The organism is Duganella sp. 3397 (genome assembly GCF_031456625.1).
Taxonomy (GTDB): Bacteria; Pseudomonadota; Gammaproteobacteria; order Burkholderiales; family Burkholderiaceae_D; genus Rugamonas; species Rugamonas phyllosphaerae.
Map to the genome: position 1 here is coordinate 598210 of NZ_JAVDVB010000001.1, position 15164 is coordinate 613373.

At 66.2% G+C, this 15164-nt stretch carries 12 protein-coding genes; 9 read left to right on the forward strand and 3 right to left on the reverse strand.

Annotation, left to right across the window (positions count from 1 at the left end; genetic code table 11):
* The first annotated feature begins 19 nt into the window (after window positions 1–19).
* The 7 genes from mrtJ to dsbD are packed head-to-tail and all read left to right on the forward strand — an operon-like array spanning window position 20 to window position 7262.
* Window positions 20–385 carry a JDVT-CTERM system glutamic-type intramembrane protease MrtJ gene (gene mrtJ, locus J2X54_RS02650; protein WP_084640535.1) on the forward strand — a complete coding sequence of 122 codons (366 nt, stop codon included), beginning with the start codon at window positions 20–22 and terminating at the stop codon, window positions 383–385.
* Between the two features lie 21 nt (window positions 386–406).
* A complete protein-coding gene (locus J2X54_RS02655; protein ID WP_310177415.1) occupies window positions 407–2557 on the forward strand; it encodes a choice-of-anchor D domain-containing protein in 2151 nt (716 codons plus the stop codon).
* 20 nt (window positions 2558–2577) lie between these two features.
* Window positions 2578–3084, forward strand: a complete 507-nt coding sequence (locus tag J2X54_RS02660; RefSeq protein ID WP_310177417.1) for a TlpA disulfide reductase family protein — start codon at window positions 2578–2580, stop codon at window positions 3082–3084.
* Complete coding sequence (locus J2X54_RS02665) at window positions 3081–3305, forward strand: DUF4266 domain-containing protein (protein WP_310177419.1); 225 nt, start codon at window positions 3081–3083, stop codon at window positions 3303–3305. The genes J2X54_RS02660 and J2X54_RS02665 overlap by 4 nt, the downstream gene beginning before the upstream one ends.
* A gap of 9 nt (window positions 3306–3314) precedes the next feature.
* Entirely contained in the window at window positions 3315–4481 is a 1167-nt protein-coding gene (locus J2X54_RS02670; RefSeq protein ID WP_310177421.1) for a DUF3570 domain-containing protein, read from the forward strand.
* On the forward strand, window positions 4475–5371 hold the full coding sequence (locus tag J2X54_RS02675) for an FAD:protein FMN transferase (RefSeq protein WP_310177423.1): 897 nt from the start codon (window positions 4475–4477) through the stop codon (window positions 5369–5371). Before J2X54_RS02670 ends, J2X54_RS02675 begins: the two co-directional genes overlap by 7 nt.
* A 1-nt stretch (window position 5372) precedes the next feature.
* Complete coding sequence (gene dsbD, locus J2X54_RS02680; protein WP_310177425.1) at window positions 5373–7262, forward strand: protein-disulfide reductase DsbD; 1890 nt, start codon at window positions 5373–5375, stop codon at window positions 7260–7262.
* Between the two features lie 5 nt (window positions 7263–7267).
* On the opposite strand, the gene J2X54_RS02685 is transcribed toward dsbD, so the two are convergent.
* Window positions 7268–7798, reverse strand: a complete 531-nt coding sequence (locus tag J2X54_RS02685) for an Lrp/AsnC family transcriptional regulator (protein WP_019924749.1) — start codon at window positions 7796–7798, stop codon at window positions 7268–7270.
* A gap of 136 nt (window positions 7799–7934) precedes the next feature.
* Here J2X54_RS02685 and hppD point away from each other — a divergent pair, with 136 nt between their 5' ends.
* On the forward strand, window positions 7935–9038 hold the full coding sequence (gene hppD / locus J2X54_RS02690) for a 4-hydroxyphenylpyruvate dioxygenase (RefSeq protein WP_070246567.1): 1104 nt from the start codon (window positions 7935–7937) through the stop codon (window positions 9036–9038).
* Between the two features lie 118 nt (window positions 9039–9156).
* A complete protein-coding gene (locus tag J2X54_RS02695) occupies window positions 9157–12747 on the forward strand; it encodes an indolepyruvate ferredoxin oxidoreductase family protein (RefSeq protein ID WP_310177432.1) in 3591 nt (1196 codons plus the stop codon).
* Between the two features lie 12 nt (window positions 12748–12759).
* Here the strand turns inward: J2X54_RS02695 and J2X54_RS02700 are convergent, their stop codons facing one another.
* Window positions 12760–14196: a polysaccharide deacetylase family protein gene (locus J2X54_RS02700; protein WP_310177434.1), complete on the reverse strand. Its 1437-nt coding sequence runs from the start codon at window positions 14194–14196 to the stop codon at window positions 12760–12762.
* A complete protein-coding gene (locus tag J2X54_RS02705; RefSeq protein WP_310177437.1) occupies window positions 14189–15049 on the reverse strand; it encodes an AAC(3) family N-acetyltransferase in 861 nt (286 codons plus the stop codon). The genes J2X54_RS02700 and J2X54_RS02705 overlap by 8 nt, the downstream gene beginning before the upstream one ends.
* Between the last annotated feature and the right edge of the window lie 115 nt (window positions 15050–15164).

The window sequence follows — 15164 nt, forward strand, 5'->3', positions numbered from 1 at the left end:
AGCGAGGCTTACTTTTACCGTGTCGCTGATTTCATCGATCCTGCCCTGGACCTGGGACGCCGCCTGCGGCGCGCACCTGTACGCCCCTTCGGCGTGGGACTGGTTACGCCTGCTACTGCTGTCGCCACTGCTGGAAGAACTGGTGATTCGCGCCGGCTTGCAGGAGTGGCTGATGCGGCGCCGGCCAGGGTCGGTGTGGCCGGTGCTGGTGTCGGCCGGCGCTTTCAGCCTGCTGCACCTCGGCAGCGGCTGGCACGTGGCGCTGGCGGTGCTGGGGCCGGGACTGGTGCTGGCGATGCTGTATGCGCGCACCCGCAGCTGGCGCTGGTGCGTGCTGGCGCACAGCGGCATGAATGCCTTTGCGATCTCCGTTTGCAGTATTTAAATTCACTTCAGGAGAACAGGCATGGGCGGGACAATGTGGACGGGCAGGACCAAGGCAGGGCGCTGGCAGCAGGCTGCCGGCGCAGTATTGATGATCGGTGCGGCGGTGGTCGTACCGCATGCAGGCGCCGCCGATGCGCTCAACGGCAGGAACCTGTACCTGAACGGTCCGGTGACCGGCGGCGCCAGTTGCGCCTCGTGCCACGGCGCCTCGCCGGCAGCCAATGTCAACGGCATCACCCGCGCGGCCAACCAGCCGTCCGTGATCGCCAATGCGATTGCCAATAATCGCGGCGGCATGGGTAGCCTGTTCGCCGGCCGGTTCTCGTCCACCGAGCTCGATGACCTGGCCGCGTTCATCGGCAACCCCACCGTGACCGCTGCGCCGGCCGCCACCCTGGCCCCGGCCAGCCTGACGTTTACCGGCACCGCCATCGGCCAGACCAGCGGCCCGCTGTCCGCTACGCTGAGCAACACCGGCAGCGCCGCGCTCAATATCGGCACCATCGCCCTGGGCGGCGCTGCCGCCGGCGACTACAGCATCGGCGGCGGCTCCTGCGCCAACGGCGCGGCGATTGCCGCCGGCGCCAGCTGCACCGTGCAAACCAGCTTCCGTCCGACCGCCCCCGGCAGCCGCGCCGCCACGCTGACCATCACCCACAACGCCACCGGCGGCAGCAGCACCGTGGCGCTGTCCGGCACCGGTAACAGCACGCCGCAGGCCACCATCGGCCTGTCGGCCGCCACCGTCAACTTCGGCGCCCAGCTGACCGGCGCCGCGTCTGCGCCGTCCACCGTCACCGTCACCAACAGCGGCCAGGCCGCGCTCACGTTCAGCAGCATCGCCGTGGGCGGCGCCAACGCCGGCATCTTCACCATTGGCGGCACCTGCGCCACCGCCACCCCGGTCGCCGCCGGCGCCAGCTGCACCGTCACCGTGCGCGCCACGCCAACTGCTGCCGGCGCCTTTGCCGGTACCTTGACGCTGGCCTCGAACGCAGCCAATGGCAGCGCCGGCGTGGGCCTCTCCGGCACCGCCAGCGCCGCCGCACCAGCGGTGACCGCCACGCCGTCGGCCATCGCCTTCGGCGCCCAGACCGTCAACACCCCGGCCGCGGCGCAAACCGTGGTGCTGGCCAATACCGGCAACGTGGTGCTCAATCTCTCCAATATCGGCGTGACCGGCGCGGCCAGCGTGACCATCGCCGGCAGCGATTGCGGCAGCACGCTGGCCGTGGGCGCGCGCTGCTCGGTGCCGCTGCGCTTTGCACCGACCACCGCCGGCGCGGTTGCCGCCACGCTGGCCGTGATCTCGAACGCGGCGCCGCTGCAAGTGGCCATCACCGGCACCGGCAGCGCCCAGGCAGTTGGCGTGCCGGTATTGTCCGAAGCCGGCCCGATCACGTTTGCCGACACCCAGGTGGGCGCCACGGCTGCCGTGCACACGACCACGTTCAATAACGCCGGCACTGCCGCGCTGCGTATCTCCACGCTCACCCTGGCCGGCGCCAATCCGGGCGACTTCGTCCTCGGCGGCACCTGCGTGGCCAATGCGGCAGTTGGCGCCGGCGCCAATTGCACCCTGACCACCGCGCTGCGTCCGACGGCAGCCGGCGCCCGCAGCGCCACGCTGATGGTCGTCACCGACGGCGGTGCGCAGTTCTCGCTGGCGTTGACCGGCAATGGCGTCGCCGTGGCCGCTGGTGCACCGGCACTCGGCGTCAACCCGCAAAACTTCGACTTCGGCGCGGTGACCATCGGCGCCACGCCGACCCGTCGCTTTACCCTGACCAACAGCGGTTCGGCTGCGCTCACGCTGTCTGGCGCCACCTTCAGCGGCCCGTTCGCCCAGGCCACCGACAGCACCGGCTGCGCCGCCTTCCCGCTCACGCTCAACCCCGGCGCCACGTGCGAGCTGGTGGTGCGCTACACCCCGGTCAACCCGGGCAATAACAGCGGCTCCGTCGTGCTCAATTCGAACGTGGCCGGCGGCAGCTCGACCATCGCCCTGACCGGCCAGGCCAGCGCCGCAGCTCCAGCGAACGCCACGCCGCAGAACACCGGCGGCGGCGGTTGCTCGGCATCGAAAGACGTCAATGACCCGATGCTGGCCTTCCTGGTCTTGCTGGCCGGTGGGGTCATCTTCTGGCGCCGCAAGCGCAACGTTCACTAAACTCACTGAGGAGTTATGCAATGAAAATGTTATCGATGGTATCGGCGGCCGCACTGGCCGTCACGCTGGCCGCAGCGCCCGCGCTGGTGCTGGCCCTGGACAAGGGCGCACCGGCGCCGCAGTTCACGCTGCCTGGCGCCGACGGCGAAGTCAAACTGGCCAGCCTGCAGGGCAAGGTCGTGTACGTGGATTTCTGGGCGTCGTGGTGCGGTCCGTGCCGCCAGTCGTTCCCGTGGATGAACGAGATGCAGGCCAAGTACGGCGCACGCGGTTTGCAGATCGTCGGCGTCAACGTGGACGGCACCAGCGAAGAGGCGCGCAAGTTCCTTGCCACCACGCCGGCCAAGTTCACCATCGCTTTCGATCCCAAGGGCGCCACCCCGCGCCAGTACGGTATCAAGGGCATGCCCAGCAGCGTGCTGGTGGGCGCTGACGGCAAGGTGATCGCCGAGCACTCGGGCTTCCGCGACAGCGACCGCGCCGCACTGGAAGCGCAGATCGTTGCCGCGCTGGGAGCGGCCAAATGAAGCTTCTGTCAGCGATGCTGATCGCCGCCGGCTTGACCACGCTGACCGGCTGCGCCGGCTCCGGCCAGGTGCAGCCGTGGGAAAAGGGCAACCTGGCCAAGCCCGAAATGACTTTTAACGACGGCGGTTTGTTCAACCGCTATGACGACCATATCTACACCAGCCGCGAATCGTCTTCGGGCGGCGCCGGCGTCGGTGGCGGCGGCTGCGGCTGCAACTAGGAACAGTACATGGAACCTATCAAGACCGAAACTTCTTCCGGGGCGGCCCCGCCTTCGCCGTCAGCTGTCGCGGCTTCCGCCATCCTGGCCGCAGCGCTGCTGCTGCCGGGCGTGCAGGCCCATGCCGAGGCGCCACCCACCAATGGCGTGATCAGCGTCGGCTACCTCGATTACAAGGACAGCCAGTCGGGCCTCGACCGCATTCACGTCAAGGCGCCGTCGGTATCGATCATGGCGCCGGTGGCTGGCGTATGGAGCATCAGCGCCTCGGCCGTGAACGACGACGTCTCGGGCGCCACGCCGCGCTATCACAGCGCCATTTCGGGCGCCTCGCGCATGAGCGACCACCGCACCGCCGGCGACGTGTCCGTCAAACGCTACTTCGACCGTGGCAGCCTCTCCGTGGGCGCGGCGTATTCGTCCGAGGACGATTACCTGTCGCGCGCTCTCTCGGTGTCGGGCACCTTCGAGAGCGAAGACCGTAACACCACCTGGTCGGCCGGCATCGGCCGCGCCAATGACCACATCAATCCGACCAACCAGATCGTGCGCAACGAGCGCAAGCAAAGCACCAATTTCCTGCTCGGTGTGACGCAAGTGCTGGGCAAGGCCGACGTGGTGCAGGTCACGCTGGCCCACGACACCGGCAAGGGTTACTTCAACGATCCGTACAAGTTCCCCGACAACCGTCCGCGCACCCGCGACGAAAGCACGCTGCTGCTGCGCTGGAACCACTACGTGGAAGCGACCGGCGGCACCAGCCGCACGTCGTACCGCTACTACCGCGACAGCTTCGGCGTGCGCGGCCACACGCTGGGCCAGGAGTACGTGCAGCCGCTGGCCGATGGCTGGACCGTCACGCCGGAAGTGCGGCTGTACACCCAGCGCGCGGCCGACTTCTACTTCGATCCCGTGTACGACCAGACGCTGGGCCAGCCGTTCCCGCCGGGCTACAACCCGAACAACTTCGCGTCGGCCGATTACCGGCTCTCGGGTTTTGGCGCGGTCACGCTGGGGCTCAAGGTGAGCAAGCAGATCGACAAGGACTGGTCGGTCGACGCCAAGGTCTCGGCCTACCAGCAGCGCGGCAGCTGGCGCGTGTTCGGCTCCGGCAGTCCTGGCCTGGACGCGGTACGGGCACGCACCATCCAGCTGGCGGTCAACCGCACATGGTAACGGCCATCCACCGCCAGCAGTTCGACGCCATGGGCAGCCGCTGCGAGCTGCGCCTGGCGGCGCCGAACGTGGCGGCGGCCGAAGACCTGGCAGCGCGCGCGATCGCCGAGGTAAGGCGCATCGAATACAAGTACTCGCGCTACCGCGCCGACAGCATCGTCTCGCGCATCAACGCCGCCGCCGGCCAGGCGCCGGTGGCGTGCGACAACGAGACCATGGCGCTGATCGACTACGCCGCCGCGCTGTTCGCGGCCAGCGGCGGCCTGTTCGACATCACCTCGGGCGTATTGCGCCGTGCGTGGGACTTCAGCAATCCACGCGTGCCCGATGCCGACACCCTGGCGCCGTTGCTGGCGCTGGTGGGCTGGCGCCATGTCCATTGCGAGCGGCAGCAGGTGCACCTGCTGCAACCGGGAATGGAGATCGACTTCGGCGGCTTCGGCAAGGAATACGCGGCCGACCGCGCTGCAGCGGTGCTGATCGACGCCGGCGTGCGGCATGGCTATGTGAACCTGGGCGGCGACATGCGCTTCATCGGTCCGCGCCTGGACGGGCGGCCGTGGAGCATCGGCATCCAGGATCCACGCGACCCCACCGCGACCATCGCCAGCATCCCGATCAGTTCCGGGGCGCTGACCACCAGCGGCGACTACGAGCGGTTTTTCGAGCTCGATGGCGTGCGCTATTGCCACATCCTCGATCCGCGCACCGGCATGCCGGTGCGGTACTGGCGCTCGGTGAGCGTGATGGCGCCGATGGCGGTGGCGGCGGGCAGCTGCTCCACCATCGCCATGCTCAAGCAACACGATGGACACAATTTTCTCAAGACCTCCGATATGGGCTACCTCGCCATCGACGAGCACGGACAGACGCTTTACAGGAATCTCTGACATGAAAACACAACAACTGCTGTGGCGCCGCATGCACATGTCGGCCGCCATGATGGTGGCCGCCCTCGCCATGATGACCATGCTGATCATCAGCATGATCAACCCGGCGCGCGCCGCCGACTTTTTGGAGCCGGACCAGGCATTCAAGCTCACCGCCACGCAAACCGACCCCCACACCGTGCGCCTGGCGTGGAAGATCGCCCCCGAATACCACCTGTACCGGGAACGCCTGGGCTTCCAGGCCGACGGCGTGGCGCTGGCCACCCCGCGCCTGCCGGACGGCATCCGCAAGTTCGACACCAACTTCAACAAGGAGATGGAGACTTACCAGGACCAGCTGGTGGTTGACCTGCCGCTGGCATCGAACAAGCCGATCAAGCTGACGGTGAACTACCAGGGTTGCGCCGATGCGGGCCTGTGCTATTCCCCGGCCTCGGCCACCTACGCGATCGACCCGGCCAGGACCGGCGTGCTGACGGCGTTGCCGGCCGATGGCGACGCTGCCGGCACTGCTGCTGCGGTTCCAGCGGCGCCAGCGTCTGCTGCCACCACCGCAACAGCACCGGCAGCCGCCCCAGCCGCCCACGAAGACGACAGCTCGATTGCCCAGCGCACGCTGGAGAGCGGCAGCGCCTGGCGCATCGGCCTGGCGTTCCTGGTCTTCGGCCTGCTGCTGTCGTTCACACCCTGCGTGCTGCCGATGGTGCCGATCCTGTCGTCGATTATCGTCGGTGAAGGCAATCCGTCGCGTGGCCGCGGCTTTGCGCTGGCGCTGGCCTACAGCCTGGGCATGGCGCTGGTGTACACCTCGCTGGGCGTGGCTGCCGGCCTGGCTGGCGAAGGCCTGGCGGCGGCGCTGCAAAAACCGGCCGTGCTGCTGACCTTTGGCGCGCTGCTGTTCGTGCTCTCCTTGTCGATGTTCGACGTCTACCAGTTGCAGCTGCCGAGCAGCCTGCAAAGCAAACTCAGTTCCGCCAGCGGCAATATGGGCGGCGGCAAGTTCGCCGGCGTATTCATCATGGGTGCGCTGTCGGCCCTGATCGTCGGTCCGTGCGTGGCAGGCCCGCTGGCCGGCGCGCTGCTCTACATCAGCCAGACCCGCAACGTGTGGACCGGCGGTTGGGCGCTGTTCTCGATGGCGGTCGGCATGAGCGTGCCGCTGCTGCTGACCGGCATCTCGGCCGGCAGCCTGCTGCCGCGTGCCGGCGGCTGGATGAATGGCGTGAAAAAGCTGTTTGGCCTGCTGCTGATCGCCACCGCGATCTGGATGATCACGCCGGTGTTCTCGGCCACCACCGGCATGGTGCTGTGGGGACTGTTTGCGCTGCTGTGCGCAGCCTTCCTCAACGTGTTCGAGTCGGCCTCCAAGGGCGCGGGACTGAGCGCCTATGTCGGCAAGGCGCTCGGCATGGCGCTGCTGCTGGTCGGCGTGCTGGAATTGACAGGCGCCGCCAGCGGTGGCCGCGACGTGCTGCAGCCGGTCGGTCACCTGACTGGCGGCCGTGGCAATGCAGAAGGTAGTGCGCCTGCCGCCGCCGACGCGCACTTCCCGCGCATCAAAACGGTGGCGGAGCTGGACCAGATCCTGGCCACCACCAAGACTCCGGTGATGCTGGACTTCTACGCCGACTGGTGCGTGTCGTGCAAGGAGATGGAGCGCTTCACGTTTTCCCAGCAGCCGGTCAAGGACAAGATGGCCAGGATCCGCGTGCTGCAAGTGGACGTGACCGCCAATAACGCCGACGACAAGGCGCTGATGAAGCGCTTCGGCCTGTTCGGCCCACCGGGCATGATCCTGTTCAAGGACGGCAAGGAAGTGCCGGGCAGCCGCGTGATCGGCTTCATGAAAGCCGAGCCGTTCTTAAATCACCTGAACCGCCACTTCCCATAACGGCGTTACGGCTGGCTGGTCAGCGGCAGGGCGGTGGTATCCTTGATGCGCTGCAGGGCGAAGCTCGATTTCACGTCGAGCACCGCCGGGTGGCGCAGCAGGGTCGCCATCATGAAGCGCGAGAAGTGTTCCATGTCTTCCACGTGCACGCGCAGCAGGTAGTCCATCTCGCCCGTCATCGCGTAGCAGGCCACCACCTCGGGCCACTGGCCCACCGAGTCGGCAAAGTCGGCGCGCGGCGAGGGCGGGGCGTTGGGCGCACCCAGCGCGCGGGCGTTGCTGTGGGCGCCGGCGTCGCTGTGCTTTTCCAGCCGCACGTTCACATAGGCCAAGAGGCCCAGGCCAATCTTGTCGGGGTCGAGCAGCGCCACGTACTGGCGGATCACGCCCGCTTCCTCGAGCCGCTTGATGCGGCGCAGGCAGGGCGATGGCGACAGCGCCACCATCTCGGCGACGTCCTGGTTGGACAGCCGGCCGTCGGCTTGCAAAATGGACAGAATTTTGCGGTCGGTTTTGTCCAGCGCAACTTTGGTCATAAATCCCTCAATAAATCAGCGTTAAGGCAATATTATTGCGCACATCGGCGATGCCGGGGAATTGTTTGCAATTAAATGCCGGGTGGGCGGGTCTATACTGGGCGATAAATTCGCATAACAAACCCAGGAGACACACATGCAATTCCAGCCATGGGATAACCCGATGGGCACCGACGGCTTCGAGTTCGTCGAATATGCCGCCCCGGACCCGCAAGCGCTCGGCGCCCTGTTCGAGAGCATGGGCTTTACCGCCATCGCGCGCCACCGCCACAAGAACGTCACGCTCTACCGCCAGGGCGACATCAACTTCCTCATCAATGCCGAGCAGGATTCGTTCGCGCAGCGCTTCGCGCGCCAGCATGGCCCGTCCGTGTGCGCAATCGCGATCCGGGTCAAGGACGCCGCGTTTGCCTACCAGCGCGCGCTCGAACAGGGCGCCTGGGGTTTCGACAACCGCACCGGCCCGATGGAACTCAACATCCCCGCCATCAAGGGTGTGGGCGACTCGCTGATCTACCTGGTCGATCGCTGGCGCGGCAAGAATGGCGGCCAGCAGGGCACCATCGGCGACATCAGCATCTATGACGTCGATTTTGTCGCCATTCCCGGCGCCGAAGCCAACCCGGTCGGCCATGGCCTCACCTATATCGACCACCTGACCAACAACGTCCATCGCGGCCGCATGAAGGAATGGGCCGACTTCTACGAGAAGATGTTCAACTTCCGCGAAGTGCGCTACTTCGACATCGAAGGCAAGCACACCGGCCTGAAATCGAAGGCGATGACCTCGCCGTGCGGCAAGGTACGGATTCCGATCAACGAATCGTCGGACGACAAGTCGCAGATCGCCGAATACCTGGACCAGTACCACGGCGAGGGCATCCAGCACATTGCGCTGGGCACCGACGACATCTACACGTCGATCGAGGGCATGAAGACGGCCGGCATCGCCTTCCAGGACACCATCGAAACGTATTACGAACTGGTCAACCGCCGCCTGCCGAGCCACGGTGAGCGGCTGGAAGACCTGCGCCGCCTGCGCATCCTGATCGATGGCCAGAGCAACGAGACGGAACGTGAACTGCTGCTGCAGATTTTCACGCAAAACGTCATCGGCCCGATCTTCTTCGAGATCATCCAGCGCAAGGGCGACCAGGGCTTCGGCGAGGGCAATTTCCGCGCGCTGTTCGAATCGATTGAACTCGATCAAATCAAGCGGGGAGTATTGACCGCGTCTTGACCGCATAATCGTTATCTTCGCCGGCAGCGCCTCACAGATTGGCGCGCCGGCACTCGTAACAGAAACACATTCCGTGCGCTCTCACGAGGAGCGTATTGCAAAGAATAGTGGAGACAAAATGAACGCACCTCAAAAGGGTTTGCTATTGGACCCGGCCATCCCGCCGGCAGCGCCTGAATTCTCGCTCGACGACAAGTGGACGCTCGAGCGCGGCCGCGCCTTCATGACCGGCACCCAGGCGCTGATCCGCCTGCCGATGATGCAGCGTGAACGCGACCTCAAAGCTGGCCTGAACACCGCCGGCTACATCACCGGCTATCGCGGCTCGCCCGTCACCAGCGTCGACATGACGGCCATGAAGGCCAAGAAATACCTCGATGCCCACCACGTCAAGTTCCATCCCGGCATGAACGAAGACCTGGCCGCCACCGCCGTCTGGGGCACCCAGCAAACCAACCTGTTCAAGGACGCCAAGTACGACGGCGTGTTCTCGATGTGGTACGGCAAGGGACCGGGCGTCGATCGCTGCGGCGACGTCTTCAAGCACGCCAACAACGCCGGCTCCGCCCAGCACGGCGGCGTACTGGTGCTGGCTGGCGACGACCACGCCGCCAAGTCGTCGTCCACCGCCCACCAGTCCGACCATATCTTGAATGCCTGCGGCATCCCGGTGCTGTACCCGGCGTCGGTGCAGGAGTACATCGACTACGGCCTGCACGCGTGGGCGATGAGCCGCTATACCGGGCTGTGGGTGTCGATGAAGTGCGTGACCGACATCATCGAGTCGGGCGCTGTGGTCGATTTCGACCCGGACCGCGTCAAGATCGAACTGCCAACCGACTTCGAACTGCCAGCCGGCGGCTTGAATATCCGCTGGCCCGACACCGTGCTCGACATGGAAGTGCGGATGAATACCTACAAGTGGTACGCCGCGCTGGCGTACTGCCGCGCCAACAAGCTCAATAAAATCATCTGGGACAGTCCCAAGCCCAAGATCGGCATCATCACCGCCGGCAAGTCGTACCTCGACACGCGCCAGGCGCTGGCCGACCTGGGCATCGACGAACAGTCGGCCGCCGACATCGGCATCCGCCTGTATAAAATCGGCATGACCTGGCCGCTGGAAGCGGACGGCGTGCACGAATTTGCCAAGGGCCTCGACGAGATCCTGGTGGTCGAAGAAAAGCGCCAGATCCTCGAATACGCGTTGAAGGAAGAGTTGTACAACCTGCCCGACGGCCAGCGGCCGCGCGTGGTGGGCAAGTTCGACGATACGGGCGAATGGAGCAACAAGGGCAAGACTGGCCACGGCGACTGGCTGCTGCCAGCCACGTACGAGCTCAATCCCGCGCAGATCGCCCGCGCGATTGCCTCGCGCATCGCCCACTACTGCGACGGCCACCCGGTGGCCGAACGCGTCAAGCAGCGCATCGCCTTCCTCGAAGCCAAAGAGCTGGCGCTGACCACGCTGCCGGCCAAACCGAATCCGCAGACCGACCGCACGCCGTTCTTCTGCTCCGGCTGCCCGCACAACAGCTCGACCAAGGTGCCGGAAGGCTCGCGCGCGCTGGCCGGCATCGGCTGCCACTACATGGTGTTGTGGATGGACCGCGAAACGTCCACCTTTACCCACATGGGCGCCGAAGGCGTGACCTGGGTAGGTCAGGCGCCGTTCACCAACGAGAAGCACGTGTTTACCAATCTCGGTGACGGCACCTATTTCCACTCCGGCATCCTGGCGATCCGCGCCGCAGTGGCGGCCAAGGTCAACATCACCTACAAGATCCTGTTCAACGACGCGGTGGCCATGACCGGCGGCCAGTCGTTCGACGGTCCGCTCGATCCCGGCATGATCTCGCGCCAGATCGCCGCCGAAGGCGTCACGCCGATCATCGTCGTCACCGACGAACCCGATAAATACCCGGCCGATTACAAGTGGGCCGAAGGCGTGACCGTGCGCCACCGGTCGGAACTGATGGACGTGCAGCGCGAGCTGCGCGACCAGCCGGGCGTGTCGGCCATGATTTACGACCAGACCTGTGCGTCGGAAAAACGCCGCCGCCGGAAACGCAACGAGTACCCGGATCCGGCCAAGCGCGCCGTGATCAACGAGGCCGTGTGCGAAGGCTGCGGCGACTGTTCGGTGCAGTCGAACTGCCTGTCGGTGGAACCACTGGAGACGGAACTGGGCCGCAAGCGCCAGATCAACCAGTCGTCGTGCAACAAGGACTTCTCGTGCACCACCGGTTTCTGCCCGAGCTTTGTGACGGTGGAAGGCGGGGCGCTGAAAAAGCCGAAGAAGGCCGCTGCGGGCAAGGATGCCGCGCCGCCGGCGGTGCTGCCAACGCCGGTATTGCCTTCGACCGCGCAACCGTACGGCATCCTGATCACCGGCATCGGCGGCACCGGCGTGGTGACGGTTGGCCAGATCCTGGCCGTGGCCGCGCACGTGGAAGGCAAGGGCGCCATCGTGCTCGACATGAGTGGCCTGGCGCAAAAAGGCGGCCCGGTGATGTCGCACGTACGCCTGGCCGACCACCAGGCCGACCTGCATTCCACCCGCGTGGGCACCGGCAGCGCCGACCTGGTGATCGGCTGCGACCTGATCGTCACGGCCAGCCGCGACGCCTTGTCGCGCATGGGCGAAAACCGCACCCGCGCCATGATCAACAGCACCGGTTCGTCCACGGCGGCGTTCGTGAAGAACCCGGACTGGCAGTTCCCGGACGCCAGTTCGCGCAGCGAGATCGTGCGCGCCTGCGGCGAGAGCATGACCGACTTCGTCGATGCCGGTCATATCGCCACCGCGCTGATGGGCGACTCGATCGCCACCAATATGTTCATGCTCGGGTACGCGTTTCAGAAGGGCCATGTGCCGCTCTCGGAGTCCTCGATCGTGCGTGCGATCGAACTCAATGGCGTGTCGGTGGCATTCAACCAGGCCGCATTTACCTGGGGCCGCACGGCCGCGTACGACCTGGGTTCGGTCACGCGCCTGACCGCGCCGTCGAAGGTGATCGAATTCAAGCGCAACCAGACGCTCGACGACATCATCGCCAAGCGCGTCGATCTGCTCACCGCGTACCAGAACGTGGGCTACGCCCAGCAGTACGTGACGCTGGTGGAGGAAGTGCGCGCCGCCGAAGCAAAACTGGGCAAGGGCACGCGCCTGGCCGAAGCCGTGGCGCGCTACTACTACAAGCTGATGGCCTACAAGGACGAGTACGAAGTGGCCCGCCTGTACACCGACGGCGCGTTCCAGAAAAAGATCGCCGCCATGTTCGAGGGCGACATCACGCTCAAGTTCCACCTGGCGCCGCCGATCATGGCCAAGCATGACGCCAGCGGCCAGCTGGTGAAAAAAGAGTTCGGTCCGTGGATGATGAAGGCTTTCGGCGTGCTGGCCAAATTTAAAGGCCTGCGTGGCACCGCGTTTGACATCTTTGGCTACACCGAAGAGCGCAAGACCGAGCGCGCGCTGGTCAGGCAGTACCGCGAGACGGCGCGGGCGCTGTTGCCCAAGCTGACGGCAGAGAACCTGGCGCAGGCGGTGGCGATTGCCAGCATTCCGGAAGACATTCGCGGTTATGGCCACGTCAAGGAACGTCACCTGAAAGCGGCGAAACTGAAGGAGGCGGGCTTGATCGCTGCTTTCGATCAGCCAGCTGAAAAGGTGATAGAACTGGTGCGCCAGGCGCACGTGGCCTGACGGTGGGCCAGGCTATGCTGCGAGGATCTGGCGAAACAGCTCGCGGTCGCCAGGCTCCGTAAAGCGCGAGTTATGCCATAGCAGGTTGAAGTCGCCGTAGCGCAGCGCGGTGTGTTTCAGCCGCGCCATGTGCTCCAGCGCCGAACCGGGATCGCCGAGCACCGCACTTTCCATCAGCATCAAGGGCCGCTGCCGCAAACGCAGCGGCCCTTGTTTTTTCCAGCTCCACATCGGGAACTCGCGCGCGGTGCCGTGGCGAAAGCCGGGATCGTACGGAAAGCCTCCGCTGGCGTCGTAGTCGAAGCCGGCCTGCTCGAGCAGGTCCGGCGTGGTGGCCGCATCCCAGCGCAGATAGTGCTGGCGGTTGCCGCGTACCAGGGGATCGTCGCTGGCACCTGGCCCCGCCTTCGCACCAGTGCTGCCACCGGCACCGGCATCCGTGCCAGACCTGGCCTCGGCGCGTGCGCGTACCAAAGCGGCGCGCAGGCGTTCGCGATCGCGGCCCAACTGCGCGCCATCGCGGTAGGTATTGAAACTGCCATGCAGCCCGATCTCGTGGCCGCGCGCGGCAACTTGCGCCAGCAGCGCCTGCATCCTCGGTTCTTCCAGCGCATAGGCGCAGTCGTAGCGCGTGCGTCCCGGCGTGGCGATGAAGTAGAACGCGCCCCGGCTGCCGCACAGTTCGAGCTGCGTCATGTACCAGTCGAAGGTCCAGTGCGGATCGTAAAGATAGTCGCCCCGGCGGCTGTGCCAGGCGTTTTTTACGCGGGTGGCAGCGCCCGCGAGCGAACGCTTGCGCAGCAGCGCGCCGGCCACGCCCTGCGCCAGCAGCCACGGGTTGCGTATCCAGCGCTCGTACGGTTCATCGACGTCGCAACTGACGCGCATCATGCCTCGCGCGGTCTTGCGGGTGAGGCCGGGCCAGACGCTGCGCAGCGCCGCCCACAGGATTTCGATGTATTCGTCCACCAGCGGGCGCTGCAAAAAGCCGCGCTGCATGGCCAGTGAGGCCGCTGCCGGAAAGCGGTCGTACTGGTCGCGCGCGGGATCGATCATTTCCTCGTAGCGCGAGAGCAGGAAGAAGATCGACCCGATCACGTCGAGTTTCAGGTGGGCGCCCTGCGGCGTGCGGACCAGGCCCGGCTCGCCCCACAGTACCGGGATCGATGGGTCTTCCAGTTCCACGTCGAGCATGGCGCGCACGTGAATCCACTGGCGCGGCGGCGCGATCAGCAACGTCCCCGGTTGCCGCCACAGGGGCAGGTGCCGGCGCAAGAAGTCGTTTTCCAGCGCCAGCACCCGGCCGCGCCAGCGGATCTCGAACTGGTCGCCAGTGTGTTCCACCACGCGCGCCGGCACGCCCAGCACCTCGTCGAAGATCCACCGCAGCACCCACTGCGCGGGCTGGCGGCACGCGGCCGGGACAAAAATCTCGAGAGCGTTATCCATCGGGCCTCCGGAACCAGGTTGGGGATTGGCGCCGCGCCCGCCGCCACAGCCACAGCGGCCAGCGGTGGAGGCGGTCCCAGCGCAGGGCATTGCAGGTCAGGCAGTCGGGCGAGTCGCACAGGTTGAAGCGGCTGTCGCGCGCCAGGATGTCACGCTCGATGGCGTAGCACTGCGCGGCCGGCGCGCAGATGGCGTAAGCGTTGCCCACGCGGCCGGTGGTGAGGATGCTTTCCCGCACGTAGGCGCCGTAAAACTTCCAGTACGCGTTCGAGCAGCAGCCGGGATCGCGGCGGTGGAACACGCGCACCTGGCCCTGGTCGTCCAGGTAGCGGCTGACCGACAGCCAGGGCAAGATGCGGCGCCGGTGCAGGCCCAGGTCCACTTCGGCCAGGTGGGTGGTGGTAAAGCCCGGATTGACCGCCACGCAGCCGGCCACCAGCATCTTGGCCTCCAGCGCGATCAGCTTGCGCATCGGCTCATAAGCGCCGTCGGCGGGGCCGTGGCCTGCGGTGAGGGCGCGCGCATGACGGCCGATGGCCACGAACGAGCATTGCGGGTGCGTGCTGCGGTGGGCGCCCGGGTGGGCCAGCATGGCATTGGGCAGGGCGCCGGCGTACGAGGGGGTGGCCGGCGTGAACGGAGGCAGTTGCCTGGCCTGCCACCACCACCCGCCTTTGGTAAACGCCAGGCAGGCTACCGTGCCCTGGTCACCCACCAGGTCGAGCAGCTCGGCCAGGAAGTCGCCGCCGCCTTCACCTGCGCGACCGACGGCGCGGTACGCGGCGCGCGCCAGCACCACGTCGCCGGGGGCGATGCCCATTTGCAGTAGATCGTGACGCAGCGAGGTTGCCATGGCTTGAGCGATAAAAATGGACGGACGAGTAACCACCGTAGCAGCGCCGTCGAGCCATCCCTCGACCTGCCTCAAAAGTGCCGCATCAAGGGAACCTCGAAAAACCTACTGCGCG

What these genes read in the sequence shown, in the direction of transcription:
- hppD (WP_070246567.1), top strand. Translation starts at nt 7,935, where the DNA reads ATGCAATTCCAGCCATGGGATAACCCGATGGGCACCGACGGCTTCGAG.
- J2X54_RS02695 (WP_310177432.1), top strand. Translation starts at nt 9,157, where the DNA reads ATGAACGCACCTCAAAAGGGTTTGCTATTGGACCCGGCCATCCCGCCG.
- J2X54_RS02700 (WP_310177434.1), bottom strand. Translation starts at nt 14,196, where the DNA reads ATGGATAACGCTCTCGAGATTTTTGTCCCGGCCGCGTGCCGCCAGCCC.
- J2X54_RS02665 (WP_310177419.1), top strand. Translation starts at nt 3,081, where the DNA reads ATGAAGCTTCTGTCAGCGATGCTGATCGCCGCCGGCTTGACCACGCTG.
- J2X54_RS02705 (WP_310177437.1), bottom strand. Translation starts at nt 15,049, where the DNA reads ATGGCAACCTCGCTGCGTCACGATCTACTGCAAATGGGCATCGCCCCC.
- J2X54_RS02670 (WP_310177421.1), top strand. Translation starts at nt 3,315, where the DNA reads ATGGAACCTATCAAGACCGAAACTTCTTCCGGGGCGGCCCCGCCTTCG.
- J2X54_RS02685 (WP_019924749.1), bottom strand. Translation starts at nt 7,798, where the DNA reads ATGACCAAAGTTGCGCTGGACAAAACCGACCGCAAAATTCTGTCCATT.
- J2X54_RS02675 (WP_310177423.1), top strand. Translation starts at nt 4,475, where the DNA reads ATGGTAACGGCCATCCACCGCCAGCAGTTCGACGCCATGGGCAGCCGC.
- J2X54_RS02660 (WP_310177417.1), top strand. Translation starts at nt 2,578, where the DNA reads ATGAAAATGTTATCGATGGTATCGGCGGCCGCACTGGCCGTCACGCTG.
- J2X54_RS02655 (WP_310177415.1), top strand. Translation starts at nt 407, where the DNA reads ATGGGCGGGACAATGTGGACGGGCAGGACCAAGGCAGGGCGCTGGCAG.
- dsbD (WP_310177425.1), top strand. Translation starts at nt 5,373, where the DNA reads ATGAAAACACAACAACTGCTGTGGCGCCGCATGCACATGTCGGCCGCC.